Annotated in this window: 13 protein-coding genes; 6 read left to right on the top strand and 7 right to left on the bottom strand. The window is 61.0% G+C overall.

Annotation, left to right across the window (positions count from 1 at the left end):
- The gene (locus JSO19_RS12645; RefSeq protein ID WP_270912007.1) at positions 1-2,076 is read right to left on the bottom strand and encodes a DNA gyrase/topoisomerase IV subunit B; all 2,076 of its coding nucleotides are present in this window, start codon (positions 2,074-2,076) and stop codon (positions 1-3) included.
- Between the two features lie 203 nt (positions 2,077-2,279).
- Between JSO19_RS12645 and JSO19_RS12640 the strand changes: the two genes are divergently transcribed.
- Complete coding sequence (locus JSO19_RS12640; protein ID WP_217132716.1) at positions 2,280-2,504, top strand: DUF7455 domain-containing protein; 225 nt, start codon at positions 2,280-2,282, stop codon at positions 2,502-2,504.
- Between the two features lie 94 nt (positions 2,505-2,598).
- On the opposite strand, the gene JSO19_RS12635 is transcribed toward JSO19_RS12640, so the two are convergent.
- Together JSO19_RS12635 and JSO19_RS12630 are read right to left on the bottom strand one after the other, a co-directional pair.
- Positions 2,599-3,948 carry an RNA polymerase sigma factor gene (locus tag JSO19_RS12635; RefSeq protein WP_270912006.1) on the bottom strand — a complete coding sequence of 450 codons (1,350 nt, stop codon included), beginning with the start codon at positions 3,946-3,948 and terminating at the stop codon, positions 2,599-2,601.
- Between the two features lie 185 nt (positions 3,949-4,133).
- On the bottom strand, positions 4,134-5,096 hold the full coding sequence (locus JSO19_RS12630) for a PAC2 family protein (protein WP_270912005.1): 963 nt from the start codon (positions 5,094-5,096) through the stop codon (positions 4,134-4,136).
- A gap of 190 nt (positions 5,097-5,286) precedes the next feature.
- On the opposite strand from JSO19_RS12630, the gene lpdA reads away from it, so the two are divergent.
- Both lpdA and sucB read left to right on the top strand, forming a co-directional pair.
- Positions 5,287-6,660 (top strand): dihydrolipoyl dehydrogenase, encoded by a 1,374-nt coding sequence (gene lpdA / locus JSO19_RS12625; RefSeq protein WP_270912004.1) that lies wholly within the window; start codon positions 5,287-5,289, stop codon positions 6,658-6,660.
- Between the two features lie 29 nt (positions 6,661-6,689).
- Positions 6,690-8,444, top strand: coding sequence for a 2-oxoglutarate dehydrogenase, E2 component, dihydrolipoamide succinyltransferase (sucB, locus tag JSO19_RS12620; protein ID WP_270912003.1), 1,755 nt, complete (start codon positions 6,690-6,692; stop codon positions 8,442-8,444).
- On the opposite strand, the gene JSO19_RS12615 is transcribed toward sucB, so the two are convergent.
- Entirely contained in the window at positions 8,441-8,992 is a 552-nt protein-coding gene (locus JSO19_RS12615; RefSeq protein WP_270912002.1) for a hypothetical protein, read from the bottom strand. The genes sucB and JSO19_RS12615 overlap by 4 nt on opposite strands.
- Before the next feature lie 125 nt (positions 8,993-9,117).
- Here JSO19_RS12615 and JSO19_RS12610 point away from each other — a divergent pair, with 125 nt between their 5' ends.
- Complete coding sequence (locus JSO19_RS12610) at positions 9,118-9,825, top strand: DUF4191 domain-containing protein (RefSeq protein WP_270912001.1); 708 nt, start codon at positions 9,118-9,120, stop codon at positions 9,823-9,825.
- Positions 9,826-10,000: 175 nt separating this feature from the next.
- On the opposite strand, the gene JSO19_RS12605 is transcribed toward JSO19_RS12610, so the two are convergent.
- Complete coding sequence (locus JSO19_RS12605; protein ID WP_217132442.1) at positions 10,001-10,435, bottom strand: RDD family protein; 435 nt, start codon at positions 10,433-10,435, stop codon at positions 10,001-10,003.
- Between the two features lie 139 nt (positions 10,436-10,574).
- Here JSO19_RS12605 and glnA point away from each other — a divergent pair, with 139 nt between their 5' ends.
- Together glnA and JSO19_RS12595 are read left to right on the top strand one after the other, a co-directional pair.
- A complete protein-coding gene (glnA, locus tag JSO19_RS12600; RefSeq protein WP_270912000.1) occupies positions 10,575-11,999 on the top strand; it encodes a type I glutamate--ammonia ligase in 1,425 nt (474 codons plus the stop codon).
- Between the two features lie 4 nt (positions 12,000-12,003).
- Complete coding sequence (locus tag JSO19_RS12595; protein ID WP_270911999.1) at positions 12,004-12,525, top strand: hypothetical protein; 522 nt, start codon at positions 12,004-12,006, stop codon at positions 12,523-12,525.
- Here the strand turns inward: JSO19_RS12595 and JSO19_RS12590 are convergent.
- Positions 12,522-13,118, bottom strand: a complete 597-nt coding sequence (locus JSO19_RS12590) for a TetR/AcrR family transcriptional regulator (RefSeq protein ID WP_270911998.1) — start codon at positions 13,116-13,118, stop codon at positions 12,522-12,524. The genes JSO19_RS12595 and JSO19_RS12590 overlap by 4 nt on opposite strands.
- Positions 13,115-14,662, bottom strand: coding sequence for an MFS transporter (locus JSO19_RS12585; RefSeq protein ID WP_270911997.1), 1,548 nt, complete (start codon positions 14,660-14,662; stop codon positions 13,115-13,117). The genes JSO19_RS12590 and JSO19_RS12585 overlap by 4 nt, the downstream gene beginning before the upstream one ends.
- Between the last annotated feature and the right edge of the window lie 199 nt (positions 14,663-14,861).

The following is a 14,861-nucleotide window of genomic DNA, read 5'->3' as shown; positions in this document are numbered from 1 at the left end:
CTACGCGTCGATTCGCTCTTGGTCGAGGTCGTCGGCGTGATCGATAATAAATTCTTTTCGAGGGGCCACCTCGTTGCCCATGAGGAGCTCAAAGACGCGCGACGCTTGCTGTGCGTCAGCAACGCCAACGCGTCGCAGCGTGCGCTTGTCGCGATCCATGGTCGTCTCGGCCAGCTGATCAGCGTCCATCTCGCCGAGACCTTTGTATCGCTGAATGGGCTCCTGGTACTTCTTGCCCCGCTTCTTGAGGTCTTTCAGCAGCACCTCGAGTTCGCGCTCGCTGTAGGTGTAAATAAGGTCGTTCGGTTTACGCCCGCTGTTTTGCACGACCACCCGGTGGAGCGGCGGAACCGCCGCAAACACACGCCCTGCCTCGAGCATGGGTCGCATGTACCGGAAGAAGAGGGTGAGCAGGAGCGTTCGAATGTGCGCGCCGTCGACGTCGGCGTCGCTCATGAGGATCACTCGCCCGTACCTGGCGGCGTCAAGGTCGAAGTCGCGACCAGAGCCGGCACCGATCACCTTGATGATCGCGCTGCACTCAGCGTTCGACAGCATGTCGGCGAGTGACGCTTTCTGCACGTTAAGAATCTTGCCGCGAATGGGCAGCAGAGCCTGAAACTCGCTGTCACGAGCGGGGCGCGCCGTACCGAGGGCGCTGTCGCCCTCGACGATGAAGAGCTCAGTGCCTTCAACGTCGCGCGATCTGCAGTCAATGAGTTTGGCTGGCAAGCTCGAGCTTTCGAGCGATGATTTGCGCCGCTGCGTGTCACGCTGAGCACGAAGAGAGATGCGCGACTTCATCTCTGAGACCATCTTCTCGAGCAGCAGCGCGCACTGAGCCTTGTCGGTGCGTTTCGCAGACTCGAAGAGCGTTGAGAGGTGGTTCGTCAGCTGTTTTTGCACGATTGAGCGGATCGCTGCCGTACCCAAGACCTCTTTCGTCTGCCCCTCAAACTGCGGTTCGGGAAAGCGCACCGTCACCACGGCGGTGAGGCCCGCGAGCAGATCATCTTTTTCTGGCTTATCGCTGCCGGCCTTCAACCGGCGAGCGTTTTTCTCGATCTCTTTCCGGAAGAACCGCACGAGGCCCTGCTCAAAACCAGCAAGGTGGGTGCCGCCCTTCGGCGTCGCAATGATGTTCACGAAGCTTCGGATTTCAGTCTCGTAGCCAGTGCCCCAGCGCAGTGCGATGTCGACCTCGCACTCGCGTTCGACCTCTTGCAGATCCATGTGGCCCGTCGCTTCGTTCAGCACGGGGATCTTCTCGCTGAAGGTATCGGAACCGGTCATGCGCCAGACGTCGGTGACGGGGCCGTCAACGGCGAGGTATTCGACAAACTCTGAGATGCCGCCATCGAACTTGAAGCTGTCAACCACCGGTTCTTCACCGCGCTCGTCAGCAACAATAATCTCGAGCCCCGGCACAAGAAATGCGGTCTGTCGGGCACGCTCTTTGAGCGCGTCAAGCTCGAACTGCGCAGTCGGCAGGAAGATTTCTGGGTCGGCCCAGTAGCGAACCCTGGTGCCGGTAACGCCCTTCTTTACCTTGCCTTTTGCCGTGAGCTTTGACGCATCGGTGAAAGGCGAGAAAGCACTCGTCGGCTCGTCACCGGCGAAGGTGCCCGGCTCACCATGCCTAAACGACATGCCCCAGCTCTTACCGTCGCGATCAACCTCAACGTCAAGCCTTGCAGAAAGTGCGTTCACGACCGAAGCACCGACGCCGTGCAGACCGCCCGAGCTCGAGTAGCCACCACCGCCGAATTTACCTCCGGCGTGCAGCTTCGTGAACACCAGCTCGACACCAGAAAGGCCCGATTTAGGCTCGATGTCGACGGGAACGCCACGCCCCTCGTCGGTGACGGTCACGCTTCCATCAGCGTGCAGCCGCACCTCAATACGATCGCCGTAGCCGCCGAGCGCCTCATCAACTGAGTTGTCAATAATTTCCCAGAGGCAGTGCATGAGACCACGCGAATCGGTCGACCCGATATACATACCGGGTCGTTTGCGAACCGCTTCGAGCCCCTCGAGCACGGTTAGGTGTCGCGCGGAATAGCTTGATTCAGCCACATTAGTACCTTTCTGAGACTATCCACATAGCGTACTTCACACCCCAGACATCTCTGCACAGGCGAGCGGCGAGTATCGTGCGAAGCAGTACGCTCCCCGCGAAATACACCACGTTATTCTCATACCTATAGGTTTTCTGTGCTTGGATAGGGTCACACACAAGAGGAGGGAGTTCGATCATGACTACAACAGAACAACCCACGATGGAGCACACCGGCGTTGAAACTGCGACCGATGATGCGCAGCTTGCGACGCGCACGCTCAGTGGCCTCGATCGCTGTGACAGCTGCGGGGCGCAGGCTTACGTGCGCGCGATGCTCGGAGGAAGCGAGCTCCTCTTCTGCGGCCATCACGCCAAACAGCATGAGGCTAAGCTCAAATCAATTGCAGACTTCTGGCACGACGAGACGCACAAGCTCGAATCGTAACGAGACGCATCAATCGGTTATCGCCACGGTGCGATGATCAACAGAAAGGGCCTGGCCGGTAAAACGACCAGGCCCTTTCTCTGTGCCCCGAGTATTACTCGAGGTAATCTTTCAGCTGCTGCGAGCGTGACGGGTGGCGAAGCTTCGCCATCGTCTTCGACTCAATCTGACGAATACGTTCACGGGTCACTCCGAAAGTGTCACCGATCTGGTCGAGCGTTTTCGGCATCCCGTCGCCCAGGCCGAAACGCATGCGGATCACGCCCGCCTCACGCTCTGAGAGCGAGTCGAGCAGCGACTCAAGCTGCTGCTGTAGCATCGTAAATCCAACCGCGTCGGCCGGAACGACCGCTTCGGTATCTTCGATGAGGTCGCCGAATTCGCTATCGCCGTCTTCACCAAGCGGGGTGTGCAGTGAGATCGGCTCGCGGCCGTACTTCTGCACTTCAATGACCTTTTCAGGGGTCATATCGAGCTCCTGGCTCAACTCTTCAGGGGTTGGTTCGCGACCAAGGTCCTGGAGCATCTGGCGCTGTACGCGCGCGAGCTTGTTGATGACCTCAACCATGTGAACAGGAATACGAATCGTACGGGCCTGGTCTGCCATCGCCCTCGTAATCGCCTGACGAATCCACCAGGTGGCGTAGGTCGAGAACTTAAAGCCCTTGGTGTAGTCAAACTTCTCAACCGCGCGAATGAGGCCGAGGTTTCCCTCTTGAATGAGGTCGAGGAACTGCATACCGCGGCCCGTGTAGCGCTTCGCGAGCGAGACAACGAGTCGCAGGTTGGCGCCGAGCAGGTGGCTCTTCGCCTTGCGTCCATCACGAGCAACCCACTTCAGCTCGCGAGTGAGCTTTTTCGAAAGGTCTGTCTCGGTTGCGAGCTTCTCTTCGGCGAAGAGGCCGGCTTCGATACGCATCGCGAGCTCGACTTCTTCGGCCGCGTTCAACAGCGCGACCTTACCGATCTGCTTGAGGTAGTCCTTCACCGGGTCGGCTGTTGCACCGGGAATCGCCGTCGTAACGGTGGGGACATCGACCTCGTCAGAGGCCTTCAGTACGATCGCGCCGGTAGGCAAAGGCTCAACCGACTCAGGCTTTGCCTTCTCTTCGGTCTCGGCTTCTTCTTCGTCGCTTGCCTCGAGGTCTTCGTCAACTTCGGTGCCTTCGGCGTCGTTTTCAAGTTCTTCGAACTCTTCAGCCTCTGCAGCCTTCTTCGACTTCGTAGTCTTGGGCTTAGCCTTCGCGGCAGGAGCCTTCTTTGCAGCGGGTTTCTTCGCTGCAGGCTTCTTCTCTGCCTTCTCTTCTGCTGCCTTTTTCGTTGCGGTGGCTGTTGTCTTCTTAGCCGCGGTGGTTTTCTTGGCCGCGGTCGTAGTGGTCTTCTTAGCCGTGGTCTTCTTGGCGGGGGTCTCTTCAGACACCTTCGCTGAGGTTTCAGTGGCCACGCAGCCGCCTCTCTGTGTTAGTACGTGCCAAGCGCTTCGCTGTAGATCAGCGAAACGCGCATAAACTCCTAAAGCCCGTGTCAAGTCTGGTGTTTTTCAACAGCAGTTGGCACAGGTTTCCCTTTCATTATAGCCGAGAACACGTCAAGACCCCGTGACGGCTCCCAGGGAGCGCTCAACCAGTGCTACATTCCAGCGATGCCGGGACCGTTACCCTCCTGAGGGTTCTCACCCCAGTATCGCGCCAAGTATTCTTCAAGCTGCGTCGCAAGTTGGTCTGCCGTTGGCAACTCTTCAGCCTCGGCAAGCGAATCTGGCTCGTCAGTTTCGCTCGCCTCACGAACGCGCTCCCGCACAAAGTCGTCGTAGCGTTGCTCGAGCGCTTCGACCATCTCTAGCGACTCTCCGTTCTCACGAATCTGCTCGGTGACCTGACGAGTAAACGCGTCTTCTCTAGCTTCAACTTCTGCCGTCGAAAAGAGCAGCCCTGTCGCATTCATGATGTTCTTCAGGCTCGCGGTGAGCGTGTGCGGGTACTGCGTGTTGGCAAGGTAGTGCGGGACAAGTAACACGAATGCCACAACCTCGTGCCCCGCACGAAAGAGCGCATATTCAATCGCGTGCCCAACCGAAGCCGAAAGTTGCGTCGTCGGCTGCCAAATGCTCGTTGCGTCGATGAGCGGTTGTTTCGATCCGCTCACGGTTGCGCCAATGGGCCTCGTGTGAGGAACAGGCATCGGAATCGCATGCACCCAGGTTGTGACGGTTACGCGGAACTCTTGCACGATCCAGGAGACCTCACGTACGAACGTCTCCCAGCGAAAATCGGGTTCGTAGCCGGCAAGAAACAGGAACGGCTCACCGATCTCATCTTCGCCAAGGTACAGCGAAAGCTTTTTGGGCTGGTAGTCGGCAAGATGATCTTTAATGAAGGTGATCGTTGGGCGCCTCGCTCGATAATCGAGAAAGACGTCGTTCGAGAACTCGGCGAGGAGTGTCATCGATTCGTCGCTCAAGATATGGTCCATGAGCTGATCAACCGCGTTGCCCGCGTCGCTAAAACCCTCGAGTGAAATAATCAGCGGCAGGCCCCTGGGCGCGCGCTCGAGCCGCTCCGCATGAACTACTGAGTACAGTGACTTATCCACACCCATATTCTAAAGAGCGCTCCTGAATCCCCATGCAGGGACGGATGAGTTTCGCTCATGGCGCATTACCATGTCCTATCGGACTGCTCAGAGTAGTAGGCTTGTCGAAGGAGTGAAACGTGTTCGACCACAATCTGACACGGACCCACCCGCATCTCGATGCAACTACCACCAGCTAGGGAGAACACACTTGGCCGTTCAAAACTTTGACATTGTTGTTTTAGGTGGCGGAAGCGCCGGTTACGCAACAGCGATCCGCGCTGTTGAACTCGGCATGACCGCTGTCGTTATTGAAAAGGACAAGCTTGGAGGCACCTGCCTTCACCGTGGCTGCGTTCCCACCAAAGCGATGCTGCAGGCTGCAGAGGTCGCCGAGGTTGCACGCGACAGCGCACACTGGGGCGTCGTTTCAGAGTTCAAGGGCATTGACATCGAAGCCGTTGGCGCGTTTCGCGATGGCATCGTCTCCAAGAAGTTCAAGGGCCTGCAGGGCCTCATCAAAGCCCGCAACATCACCGTCGTCGACGGCGAGGGCAAGCTTGTCGCGCCCAACACCGTACAGGTTGGCGACGATCAGTACGTCGGCAAGAACGTCGTTCTGGCCACGGGCTCATACTCACGCTCGCTGCCCGGTCTCGAAATTGGTGGCCGCGTGATCACGAGCGAGCATGCCCTCCAGATGCAAGAGATTCCCGGCAGCGTTGCCATTCTCGGTGGCGGCGTTATCGGCGTTGAGTTCGCGAGCGTTTGGAAGTCATTTGGCGCAGAGGTCACGATTATCGAGGGCCTGCCCAACCTTGTTCCCAACGAAGACGCGACGCTCTCGAAGCAGCTTGAGCGCGCCTTCCGCAAGCGCAAGATCAACTACAAGCTTGGCGTTCGCTTCCAGGGCGTTACGCAAGACGAGAACGGCGTTGTCATCACGCTCGAAGACGGCACGACGATCGAGGCAGACTACCTGCTCGTCGCTGTAGGCCGCGGCCCTGCGACCGCGGGCAACGGTTTCGAAGAAGCCGGTATCACGATGGATCGCGGCTTTGTTCTCACGAACGAGCGCCTGCAGACCAACGTTCCCGGCGTCTGGGCCATCGGCGACATTGTTCCCGGTCTCCAGCTCGCACACCGCAGCTACCAGCAGGGCATTTTCGTCGCTGAAGAGATCGCCGGTCTGAACCCCGTCATCATCGAAGACGTCAATATTCCGAAGATCACCTACTGCGAGCCCGAGGTTGCCTCGGTCGGCCTCAGCCAGGCGAAGGCCGAAGAGCTTTACGGCGCTGAGAACGTTACCGCTTTCGAGTACAACCTCGCGGGTAACGCACGAAGCGAAATCATCGGCACCGGCGGCATCGTCAAGGTCGTGCGCGAGAACGACGGCCCTGTCGTCGGCGTGCACATGATCGGCGGCCGTGTTGGTGAGCTCATTGGTGAAGCGCAGCTCATTGTGAACTGGGAGGCGACGCCAGAAGACATGGCACCGCTCATTCACGCGCACCCGAGCCAGAACGAAGCTATCGCAGAGGCAATGCTCAACCTTGCAGGCAAGCCCCTGCACACGATGTAAGTCGCCGCACTTTTCTAGGAGAAATTTTTATGAGTGAGAACATTGTTCTTCCCGCACTGGGTGAAAGCGTCACCGAGGGCACCGTTACCCGCTGGCTCAAGCAGGTAGGCGAAGAGGTCGCGGTCGACGAACCGTTGCTCGAGGTCTCGACCGACAAGGTCGACACCGAGATTCCCTCACCTGTCGCAGGCGTTCTTGAGCAGATTCTCGTAGACGAAGACGAGACCGCCGAGGTCGGCGCTGTGCTCGCTGTTGTCGGCGATGGCTCAGGCCAGGGCGCTGCGCCCGAGGCTCCAGCAGCAGAACCTGCTGCAGAGCCAGCGGCTGCGCCCGCTGCTGAGGCTACAGCCGAGACGCCCGCTCCCGAGGCTGCTGCTCCCGCTGCATCGTCAGCTCCCGCTGCTGGCGCAGCCGAAGACATCGTTCTTCCCGCACTGGGTGAAAGCGTCACCGAGGGCACCGTTACCCGCTGGCTCAAGCAGGTAGGCGAAGAGGTCGCGGTCGACGAACCGTTGCTCGAGGTCTCGACCGACAAGGTCGACACCGAGATCCCCTCACCCGTCGCAGGCATTCTCGCCCAGATTCTCGTTGGCGAAGACGAGACCGCCGAGGTCGGCGCCGTGCTCGCCCGTGTTGGCAGTGGCCAGGCACCCGCGGCGGCTCCCGCTGAGCCCGTAGCAGAACCAGCCCCGGCGGTAGCACCAGCGCCAGCCGCGCAGGCAGCACCTGCAGCTGCGCCCGCAGCTCCGGCTGCTCCTGCAGCAGCCCCCGCTGCGCCCGCGGCCCCTGCCGCTCCAGCGGCACCTGCAGCTCCAGCCGCACCCGCTGCTCCCGCAGCTCCCGCTCCTGCTGCCGCGCAGGCACCCGCTGGCGCCGCCGCAACCGCCGGCTACGTCACCCCGATCGTGCGCAAGCTTGCACGCGAGCTTGGCGTTGACCTTTCGACCGTGAAGGGCACCGGAACCGGCGGCCGCATTCGCAAGGAAGACGTTCAGGCCGCACAGACCTCAGCTCCCGCAGCAGCTGGCGCATCAGCACCGGCAGCGGCAACCAAGGTCGAGGTTTCAGAGCTTCGCGGTACAACGGCACGCATGAGCCGTCTTCGCCGCGTGATCTCAGAGCGCGCAGTTGAATCACTCAACACGACCGCTCAGCTGACCACCATGGTTGAGGTCGATGTGACTCGCGTGGCGGCCTTCCGCCAGGCGCACAAAGACGAGTTCCTCGCCAAGACCGGCGCAAAGCTCTCGTTCCTGCCCTTCTTCGCACTGGCTGCGGCAGAGGGCCTGCGCACCTACCCGATCATCAACTCAACGGTTGACGGCACGAACATCGTGTACCCCGAGACTGAGAACCTCAGCATCGCGGTAGACACCGAGCGTGGCCTGCTTACCCCCGTTCTGCGCAACGCGGGTGATAAGAACCTCGCTGAGATCGCGGTTGAGATCGCCGACCTCGCGGCACGTACCCGCGACAACAAGCTCAGCCCAGATGAGCTTGCGGGCGGCACCTTCACCCTCACGAACACCGGTTCACGCGGCGCGCTCTTCGACACGCCCCTCGTGTTCCTGCCCCAGAGCGCCATTCTTGGCACTGGCGCAGTCGTGAAGAAGCCAGCCGTCGTGAGCGGCCCCGAGGGCGACGCTATCGCGATCCGCTCGACGGTGTTCCTCGCTATCTCGTACGACCACCGCATCATCGATGGCGCAGACGCAGCCCGGTTCCTGACCCAGCTGAAGAACCGCCTCGAAGAGGGTAACTTCGCAGCAAACCTGGGAATCTAAGACCTCCCGAGTTTCGTTTCACGGCGCCCCGGCACTTTCGACTGCCGGGGCGCCGCTGTATCGTGAGGTGGCCTGGGATGCGCGACAAGGGCTAGTTCATCGATAATGAGCTTCTCGACCGAAACCTCAGGCTGCACACTGCGCCATTGCTCGAGAGCAATAACGCGCCCCTCTGCCCCGGCCACCGCGTCACGAACGCCACGCACGATGGCCTCTTCGACGAGCAGCCTGCCGTGCACTCCATCGCAGGCTTTCAGGAGCGCGAGGAGCGTTCGTTGCGGGACGCCCACCACCCCGCAGCCAGCGTCATGGCTCACCCGTTGCCACCGTGCTGCCTCGTGAATCCACGAAGCAAACCGGTCTCGGGCTCGGCTAGCAATCGTCGATTGAGCACGACGAAGCCGCTGATCGACCACCTCGAGGTGCCTCAAGCGCAGGTTACCGAGGCACTTCCCTTCCTCCCGCATGAGCGCACCGAGCCGCAGCACCTCGATGAGTAACCAGACGAGGTGTGAGAGCCTTCGTACCCGCAGGTCATTCGTGTGCATGCCATCAGCATGACGGAGTGTGAAGCACCTCCGGTCATCGTTCACAGGTGAAGCACCACACGGGTTTTTACGTCTGTGGTGAACGGTGAACATACGAGGCGCCGAGAACCGGTATCCTATGAGGTATGGCTAAAGACAAGAAGACGAGCGCGCCGAAAGAACCGGGCCGCATTAAGCAGATGTGGCAGGTCTTTCAGACCACGGGCAAGCACGATAAGCAACTCACCGCTCTCGTACTGCTCTCGTTGATTCTGCCGATTCTCGCTGGTGTTCTCGTCGCGGTACTGCTCAAGGGCGGCATCGCTTCGATGATCCTCTGGCCGATCACGGGCATTCTCGTGGGCGTTCTGCTCGCGATGATCGTGCTTGGTCGACGCGCAGAGCGAACCGCATACCGCCAAATCGCTGGGCAAACCGGCGCCGTTGGGGCCGTGATTCAAAACGCCCTGCGTCGCGGCTGGCAGGGCACTGAAATGCCCGTCGCCGTGAACCCGCGCACCCAAGAGGCAATTTACCGTGTGGTTGGCCGCGGTGGCATCGTGCTCATCACCGAGGGTTCAGAGTCACGTATGCAGCGACTGCGGGGTGACGAAGAGCGCAAGGTCAAGCGCATTCTCCCGAACGTGAAGGTCACGCACCTCACCGTCGGCGTTGAAGAGGGCCAGGTGCCCCTCGAACGTCTCTCACGCACGCTCGTGAAGATGCCGAAGACGCTCAAGCGAGCTCAGGTCACGCAGATTCAGAACCGACTCATGTCGCTGCAGCAGAACGGCCCCATGGGCATTCCCAAGGGCATCGACCCCATGCGTGCGCGCGCTCAGCGCCCACGCTAAATCAACCACCCGCCCCTTGCCTGGCTCCCATGCCACGGGGCAAAGCGAAAGCCCCGGTCTCATCGTAGAGATCGGGGCTTTCGCTTTCGGGCGGCTACGCTCGGGGCGGTTGTTCGTTGCAATGCAGCCGCGCCCCACTGTGGAGCGCGGCTGCCGCTCAGCGGCACATCGCGCTTTACGCGCGAACGAGCACCGTGCCGGCAATCTTGTCGTGGAAGCCGCGCTGGTCTGAATCCCACACGATAACGGGCAGAATGAGCATGAGCAGCAGCGTGCGCACAGCGGGTCGCCACACGCCGACCCAGCCGCCACCGAGCTTGATGACGCGCATGCCCATGGCACGGTGTCCCACCGATCCGCCAATGGTCGGGATGAAGATGATCTGCATGACGGCGAAAATCGCGCCGGTCACGAAGCCCTCGGCCGAGCCCGAAACAGGAATAAGCATCGTGATCATGAGGGCTGCAACCCAGTCAATAATGATCGCTCCGACGCGCCTGCCGACGCGACCGATCGAGAACTGACCCTCGTTGGGAAGCCCAAGCCGTTCACCCGGCCATGCGCTGGGTTCAAGGTCACCGAACTTCTGAGGGGTACGTGGGTTGGCCATGTGCTCGATTCTATCGAACCCGGCGATGCCCACTTGTGAAAGGCGTGCGTGCGTTTCTTTCAGCGCCCGCACGCCTTTCGTGCTTAGAATTATGGCTGTACCGCTGATCCGTACGCGGTCAAACAGTTAAGGAAACTCAATGTTTCAGAGCCCAGCCGAAGTTATTCGCTTTATCAAGGAAACCGACGTCAAGTTTCTTGACATCCGCCTCTCAGATTTGCCTGGCGGCCAGCACCACTTTAATGTGCCTGCGCAGACGGTTGATGACGACTTCTTCGACACCGGCCAGATGTTTGACGGGTCATCGTTGCGAGGCTTCGCCGGTATTCACGAGTCAGACATGCAGCTCATTCCCGACTTCACGAGTGCCTATATCGACCCGTTCCGCGTCGCCCGCACCCTTGTCATCGTGTGCGACATTAGGAACCCTCGTACGGGCACCATGTACGAGCGCGATCCGCGCCAGGTCGCGAAACGCGCCGAGGCGTACCTCGCGGGAACCGGCATCGCCGACACGGCATTTTTCGGCGCCGAGGCCGAGTTTTACATCTTCGATCACGTACGCCACGAGGTAACTCCTCGCCGCTCGCTCGTCGAGATCGACTCAAACGAGGCCTACTGGAACTCGGGCGCGACCCGTGACGGCCACAACCTGGCCCACACGATCAACGAAAAGGGCGGCTACTTCCCCGTCTCACCACAGGACAAGCAGGCCGACCTGCGCGACGCGATCTCGCTGCACCTCATCGAGGCGGGCATGACGGTCGAACGCGCGCACCACGAGGTTGGTGCGCCCGGGCAGGCCGAGATCAACTATCGCTTCGGCACCCTCGTGCAGGCAGCCGATGACATGCAGAAGTTCAAGTACATCGTCAAGAACACCGCCGACCAACACGGCAAAACGGCAACCTTCATGCCAAAGCCAGTCTTCGGCGACAACGGTTCGGGCATGCACACGCACATGTCCCTCTGGAAGGGCGGTGAGCCGCTCTTCTACGACGCCGAGGGGTACGCAAGGCTCTCTGACACGGCACGCTGGTTCGTTGGCGGCATTCTGCACCACGCTCCCGCTTTGCTCGCCTTCACGAATCCGACGACGAACAGCTACCGTCGACTCGTGAAGGGCTTCGAAGCCCCCATTAACCTCGTGTATTCAGAGGGTAACCGCTCGGCAGCGATCCGCGTTCCTATCACGGGCTCAAACCCCAAGGCTAAGCGCATCGAATTTCGCGCGCCGGACGCCTCGGGCAACCCCTACCTCGCGTTCGCCGCACAGCTCATGGCCGGCATCGACGGCATTGAAAACCGCATCGAGCCGCCTGCCCCGGTCGACAAAGACCTGTACTCGCTGAGCGCCGAGGAGGCGCGCGATATTCGCATGCTCCCGGCAAATCTCGAAGAGGCCCTCACCTGCCTCGAGGCCGATCACGAGTTCTTGACGCGTGGCGAGGTATTTACCCCCGCGCTCATCGAGAGCTGGGTCGAGATGAAGCGCACGCTCGAACTCGAGCCCATGTCGCTACGCCCGCATCCCTACGAGTTCGATCTGTACTACGGGGTATAACCAGTTGCTCACCGAAGAACACTGCGCTGCGGCCCAGGCGTCACTCGCCTGGGCCGTTGAAGCGCTCACCGAGGCCGATTTGCCAACCGTTCGCGTCGCCCAGTACGTCGCGCCAAGAAAGCGGTTGCTGCTCACCCAGAAAGCACGTTTTGAAGACGTCGCGTGGGCCTGGCCGCTGGGTGTTCTTTTGCTGACCCCTGAACAGTCGCTCATGACTATCGGCGAGACGACGCGTGCGGTTGCCCCCGGCTACCCCGGCCACGTCTCAGCCGAGCGCGAGCGACGCCGCGAGCTCACGCGCGTCGCTTCAGAGAGCGGCTTCACGCCGGGCGAAGTGATCTATTTCGATTCGGAGCCGATCACGCTTGAGCCCGGCGAGCCTTTGGCAGGCGGATCGCTTCTGAGCACCGAGGGCGATACGCTCATGATTCGCTGGAACCCGCGCATGGTGGGAGCAAGTCTCGTGCCCTTCGACCGTTACCTGCGCGAGCAGGTCTCACTGCGCATCGAGCACCGCGGCGCCTAATTACCGGGCGTTCTCAAGCTCGCGGGCTGGTCGCCATCAGGCAAGGTCAGTTCAACCAGCCGATCCCTTGCCCGCACGAGGTGATCGTCGCTGAAGGTTGATTCAACGAGCCAAGCCCCCACCGCGCCCTCTGCTGCGAGGCGAACGATGAGAATGACGTCGTCGTCGAGACCGTCGGCAGCAAGATCGGTCTCCCACTGCACCGAGTCGCTCTGAAAGATCTCTTTGGCGCCCGCGTAGCTCTGCAGTTGGGTCCACAAGCCAGAGCTCGAGAACGCACGCATCACGAACTCGCTGCCGCCACAGAGGGCCCGCACGTAGGCGCGCAACACCTTGCCTGGAACGTTTTCTGAGAGATCGACGAACTGCATGACCTCTTCACGAAAGCGCTCGTTCGCGTCGATGAGCGCCGCGTAGAGCAGATGATCGCGGTTCTCGAAGTGGTGCAGCAGGCCCCCCTTCGAGACGCCCGCGTCTTGCGCGATGCGCGCGAGCGTGACCCCCGTACCCTCGGCCGAGAGGAGCCGTACGGTGCTGTCGAGGATGTGGCGCTTTGTGCGCTCGGCGTCCCTGACCTGGTTGACCTGGCTCACCGTTCCTCCTCGCTGACGACCTCGATGGGGCCCGTGATGTCATCGACCGACGACGGAATGAGCTTCCAGGCGATAAAGCCGGCTACGAGGGTGATCACTCCGGCAATGACCGAGGTGAACTGCATGGCGTCGGTGAACGCGGCGCGCGCCATTTCAAGCAGTGCCTCTGCCCCGCCGCCCTGACCGTGCAGTACGCCGTCAGCGGTCGCGAGCGACTCGTTCAGCGCATCAGCAGCACCCTTCGGGGTCCCTTCAGGCACTGCAAGGTGGGCACGGTAGAAGACCGTTTGGAGCGAGCCGAGCACCGCGATGCCGAGCGCCACGCCAAGTTCGAAGGCGGTTTCAGAGACCGATGAGGCCGCACCCGCACGCTCACGCGGCACCGAGCCCACCACCGCATCGGTCGAGAGCGTCGAGGCGACGCCGACGCCGAGGCCAATGACGACGAGCACGGCCGCCATCCACACGTAGTCGCTGAGGCCTTCGGCAACAGCCAGGGCAAAGAGCCCGATGCCGCCGAGCCACAGCCCGACCGCGATCGAGCGGCCAAGCCCCAGCGTGCGCATGAAGAACCCGATGAGAAAGACGACGGTGATCGCGGCGATCGTCAGCGGCAGCTCGGCCAGCCCTGCCTGTAGTGGCGAGAAGCCGCGCACGAGCTGCAGGTACTGCGAGAAGAAGAAGAGCAGCCCGCTGAAGGCGAAGATCGCGATCATGTTCGAGAAGATCGCGCCCGAGAACGCGGGAATCTTAAAGAGCGTGATGTCGACGAGCGGCACCGGGAGCCGCTTCTGCCTGCGCACGAAGGCCCAGCCGGCGAGCAGCCCGATGAGCAGGAGCGGCACGAGCACGGGGCTGAGGCCCTTGCCAAAGAGCTGCTTCATCACATAGATGATGGGCACGATCGCGACGATCGAGAGCAGCGAAGAGATGAAGTCGAGCGGCTGTGCGTTCGGGTTCTTCGACTCGGGCAGCAGCCACGCACCAAAGATCACGAGCACGAGCATGACCGGCACGTTGATGAGAAACACCGAACCCCACCAGAAGTGTTCGAGCAGCGCACCGCCGACGAGCGGCCCGAGCGCCGAGCCAGCGGTCGCGCCAACTGACCACACCGCGATAGCTCGGGTGCGTTCCTTTGGCACGGTAAAAATATTGCGGATCAGCGAGAGCGTCGATGGCATGAGCGTCGCGCCGCTCACGCCGAGCAGCACGCGCGCGGCGATAAGCATCTCTGCGCTTTGCGAGTATGCGGCGAGCACCGAGGCGAGGCCGAAGCCAACACTGCCGATGAGCAGCAGTCGTTTGCGGCCGATGAGGTCGGCCACATTGCCCATCGTCACGAGCAGACCGGCTATCACAAAGGAATAGATGTCGCCGATCCACAGGATCTGGGTTGCCGTCGGTTTCAGGTCGGCCGAGAGCGCTGGTACGGCGAGGCCGAGTACGGTGCCGTCAATGGCGATCAGCCCGACCGCGAGGGTTAATACGACGAGGGCGCCCCACTCGCGGGGGCCCGCATGCTTACGAATGTCTGAACTCACCCGATTAGCCTACCCTGAACCGACCGTTTGGTCGCTTAACAGAACCTGAACATTTGTTTACTCGCCTGTTTGGTCGCAAAAAATGTTCGCAAGCCCTTCTGAGGGCTCGCGCTGCCGGGGTTTTGCCTGCTACGATTACCGCTATGTTTGCAATCCGTTTCTGGTGGCCCGCCTTCTAGGCGGTGTGTTTGCAAACCCT

It is taken from the genome of Leucobacter sp. UCMA 4100 (assembly GCF_027853335.1).
In the GTDB taxonomy this organism is placed as follows: Bacteria; Actinomycetota; Actinomycetes; order Actinomycetales; family Microbacteriaceae; genus Leucobacter_A.
This window is presented reverse-complemented; position numbering and strand designations above follow the sequence as displayed.

Excerpts from the sequence above, each read along its gene's own strand:
- JSO19_RS12615 (WP_270912002.1), bottom strand. The coding sequence starts at position 8,992 with ATGCACACGAATGACCTGCGGGTACGAAGGCTCTCACACCTCGTCTGG.
- JSO19_RS12605 (WP_217132442.1), bottom strand. The coding sequence starts at position 10,435 with ATGGCCAACCCACGTACCCCTCAGAAGTTCGGTGACCTTGAACCCAGC.
- JSO19_RS12640 (WP_217132716.1), top strand. The coding sequence starts at position 2,280 with ATGGAGCACACCGGCGTTGAAACTGCGACCGATGATGCGCAGCTTGCG.
- glnA (WP_270912000.1), top strand. The coding sequence starts at position 10,575 with ATGTTTCAGAGCCCAGCCGAAGTTATTCGCTTTATCAAGGAAACCGAC.
- sucB (WP_270912003.1), top strand. The coding sequence starts at position 6,690 with ATGAGTGAGAACATTGTTCTTCCCGCACTGGGTGAAAGCGTCACCGAG.
- JSO19_RS12610 (WP_270912001.1), top strand. The coding sequence starts at position 9,118 with ATGGCTAAAGACAAGAAGACGAGCGCGCCGAAAGAACCGGGCCGCATT.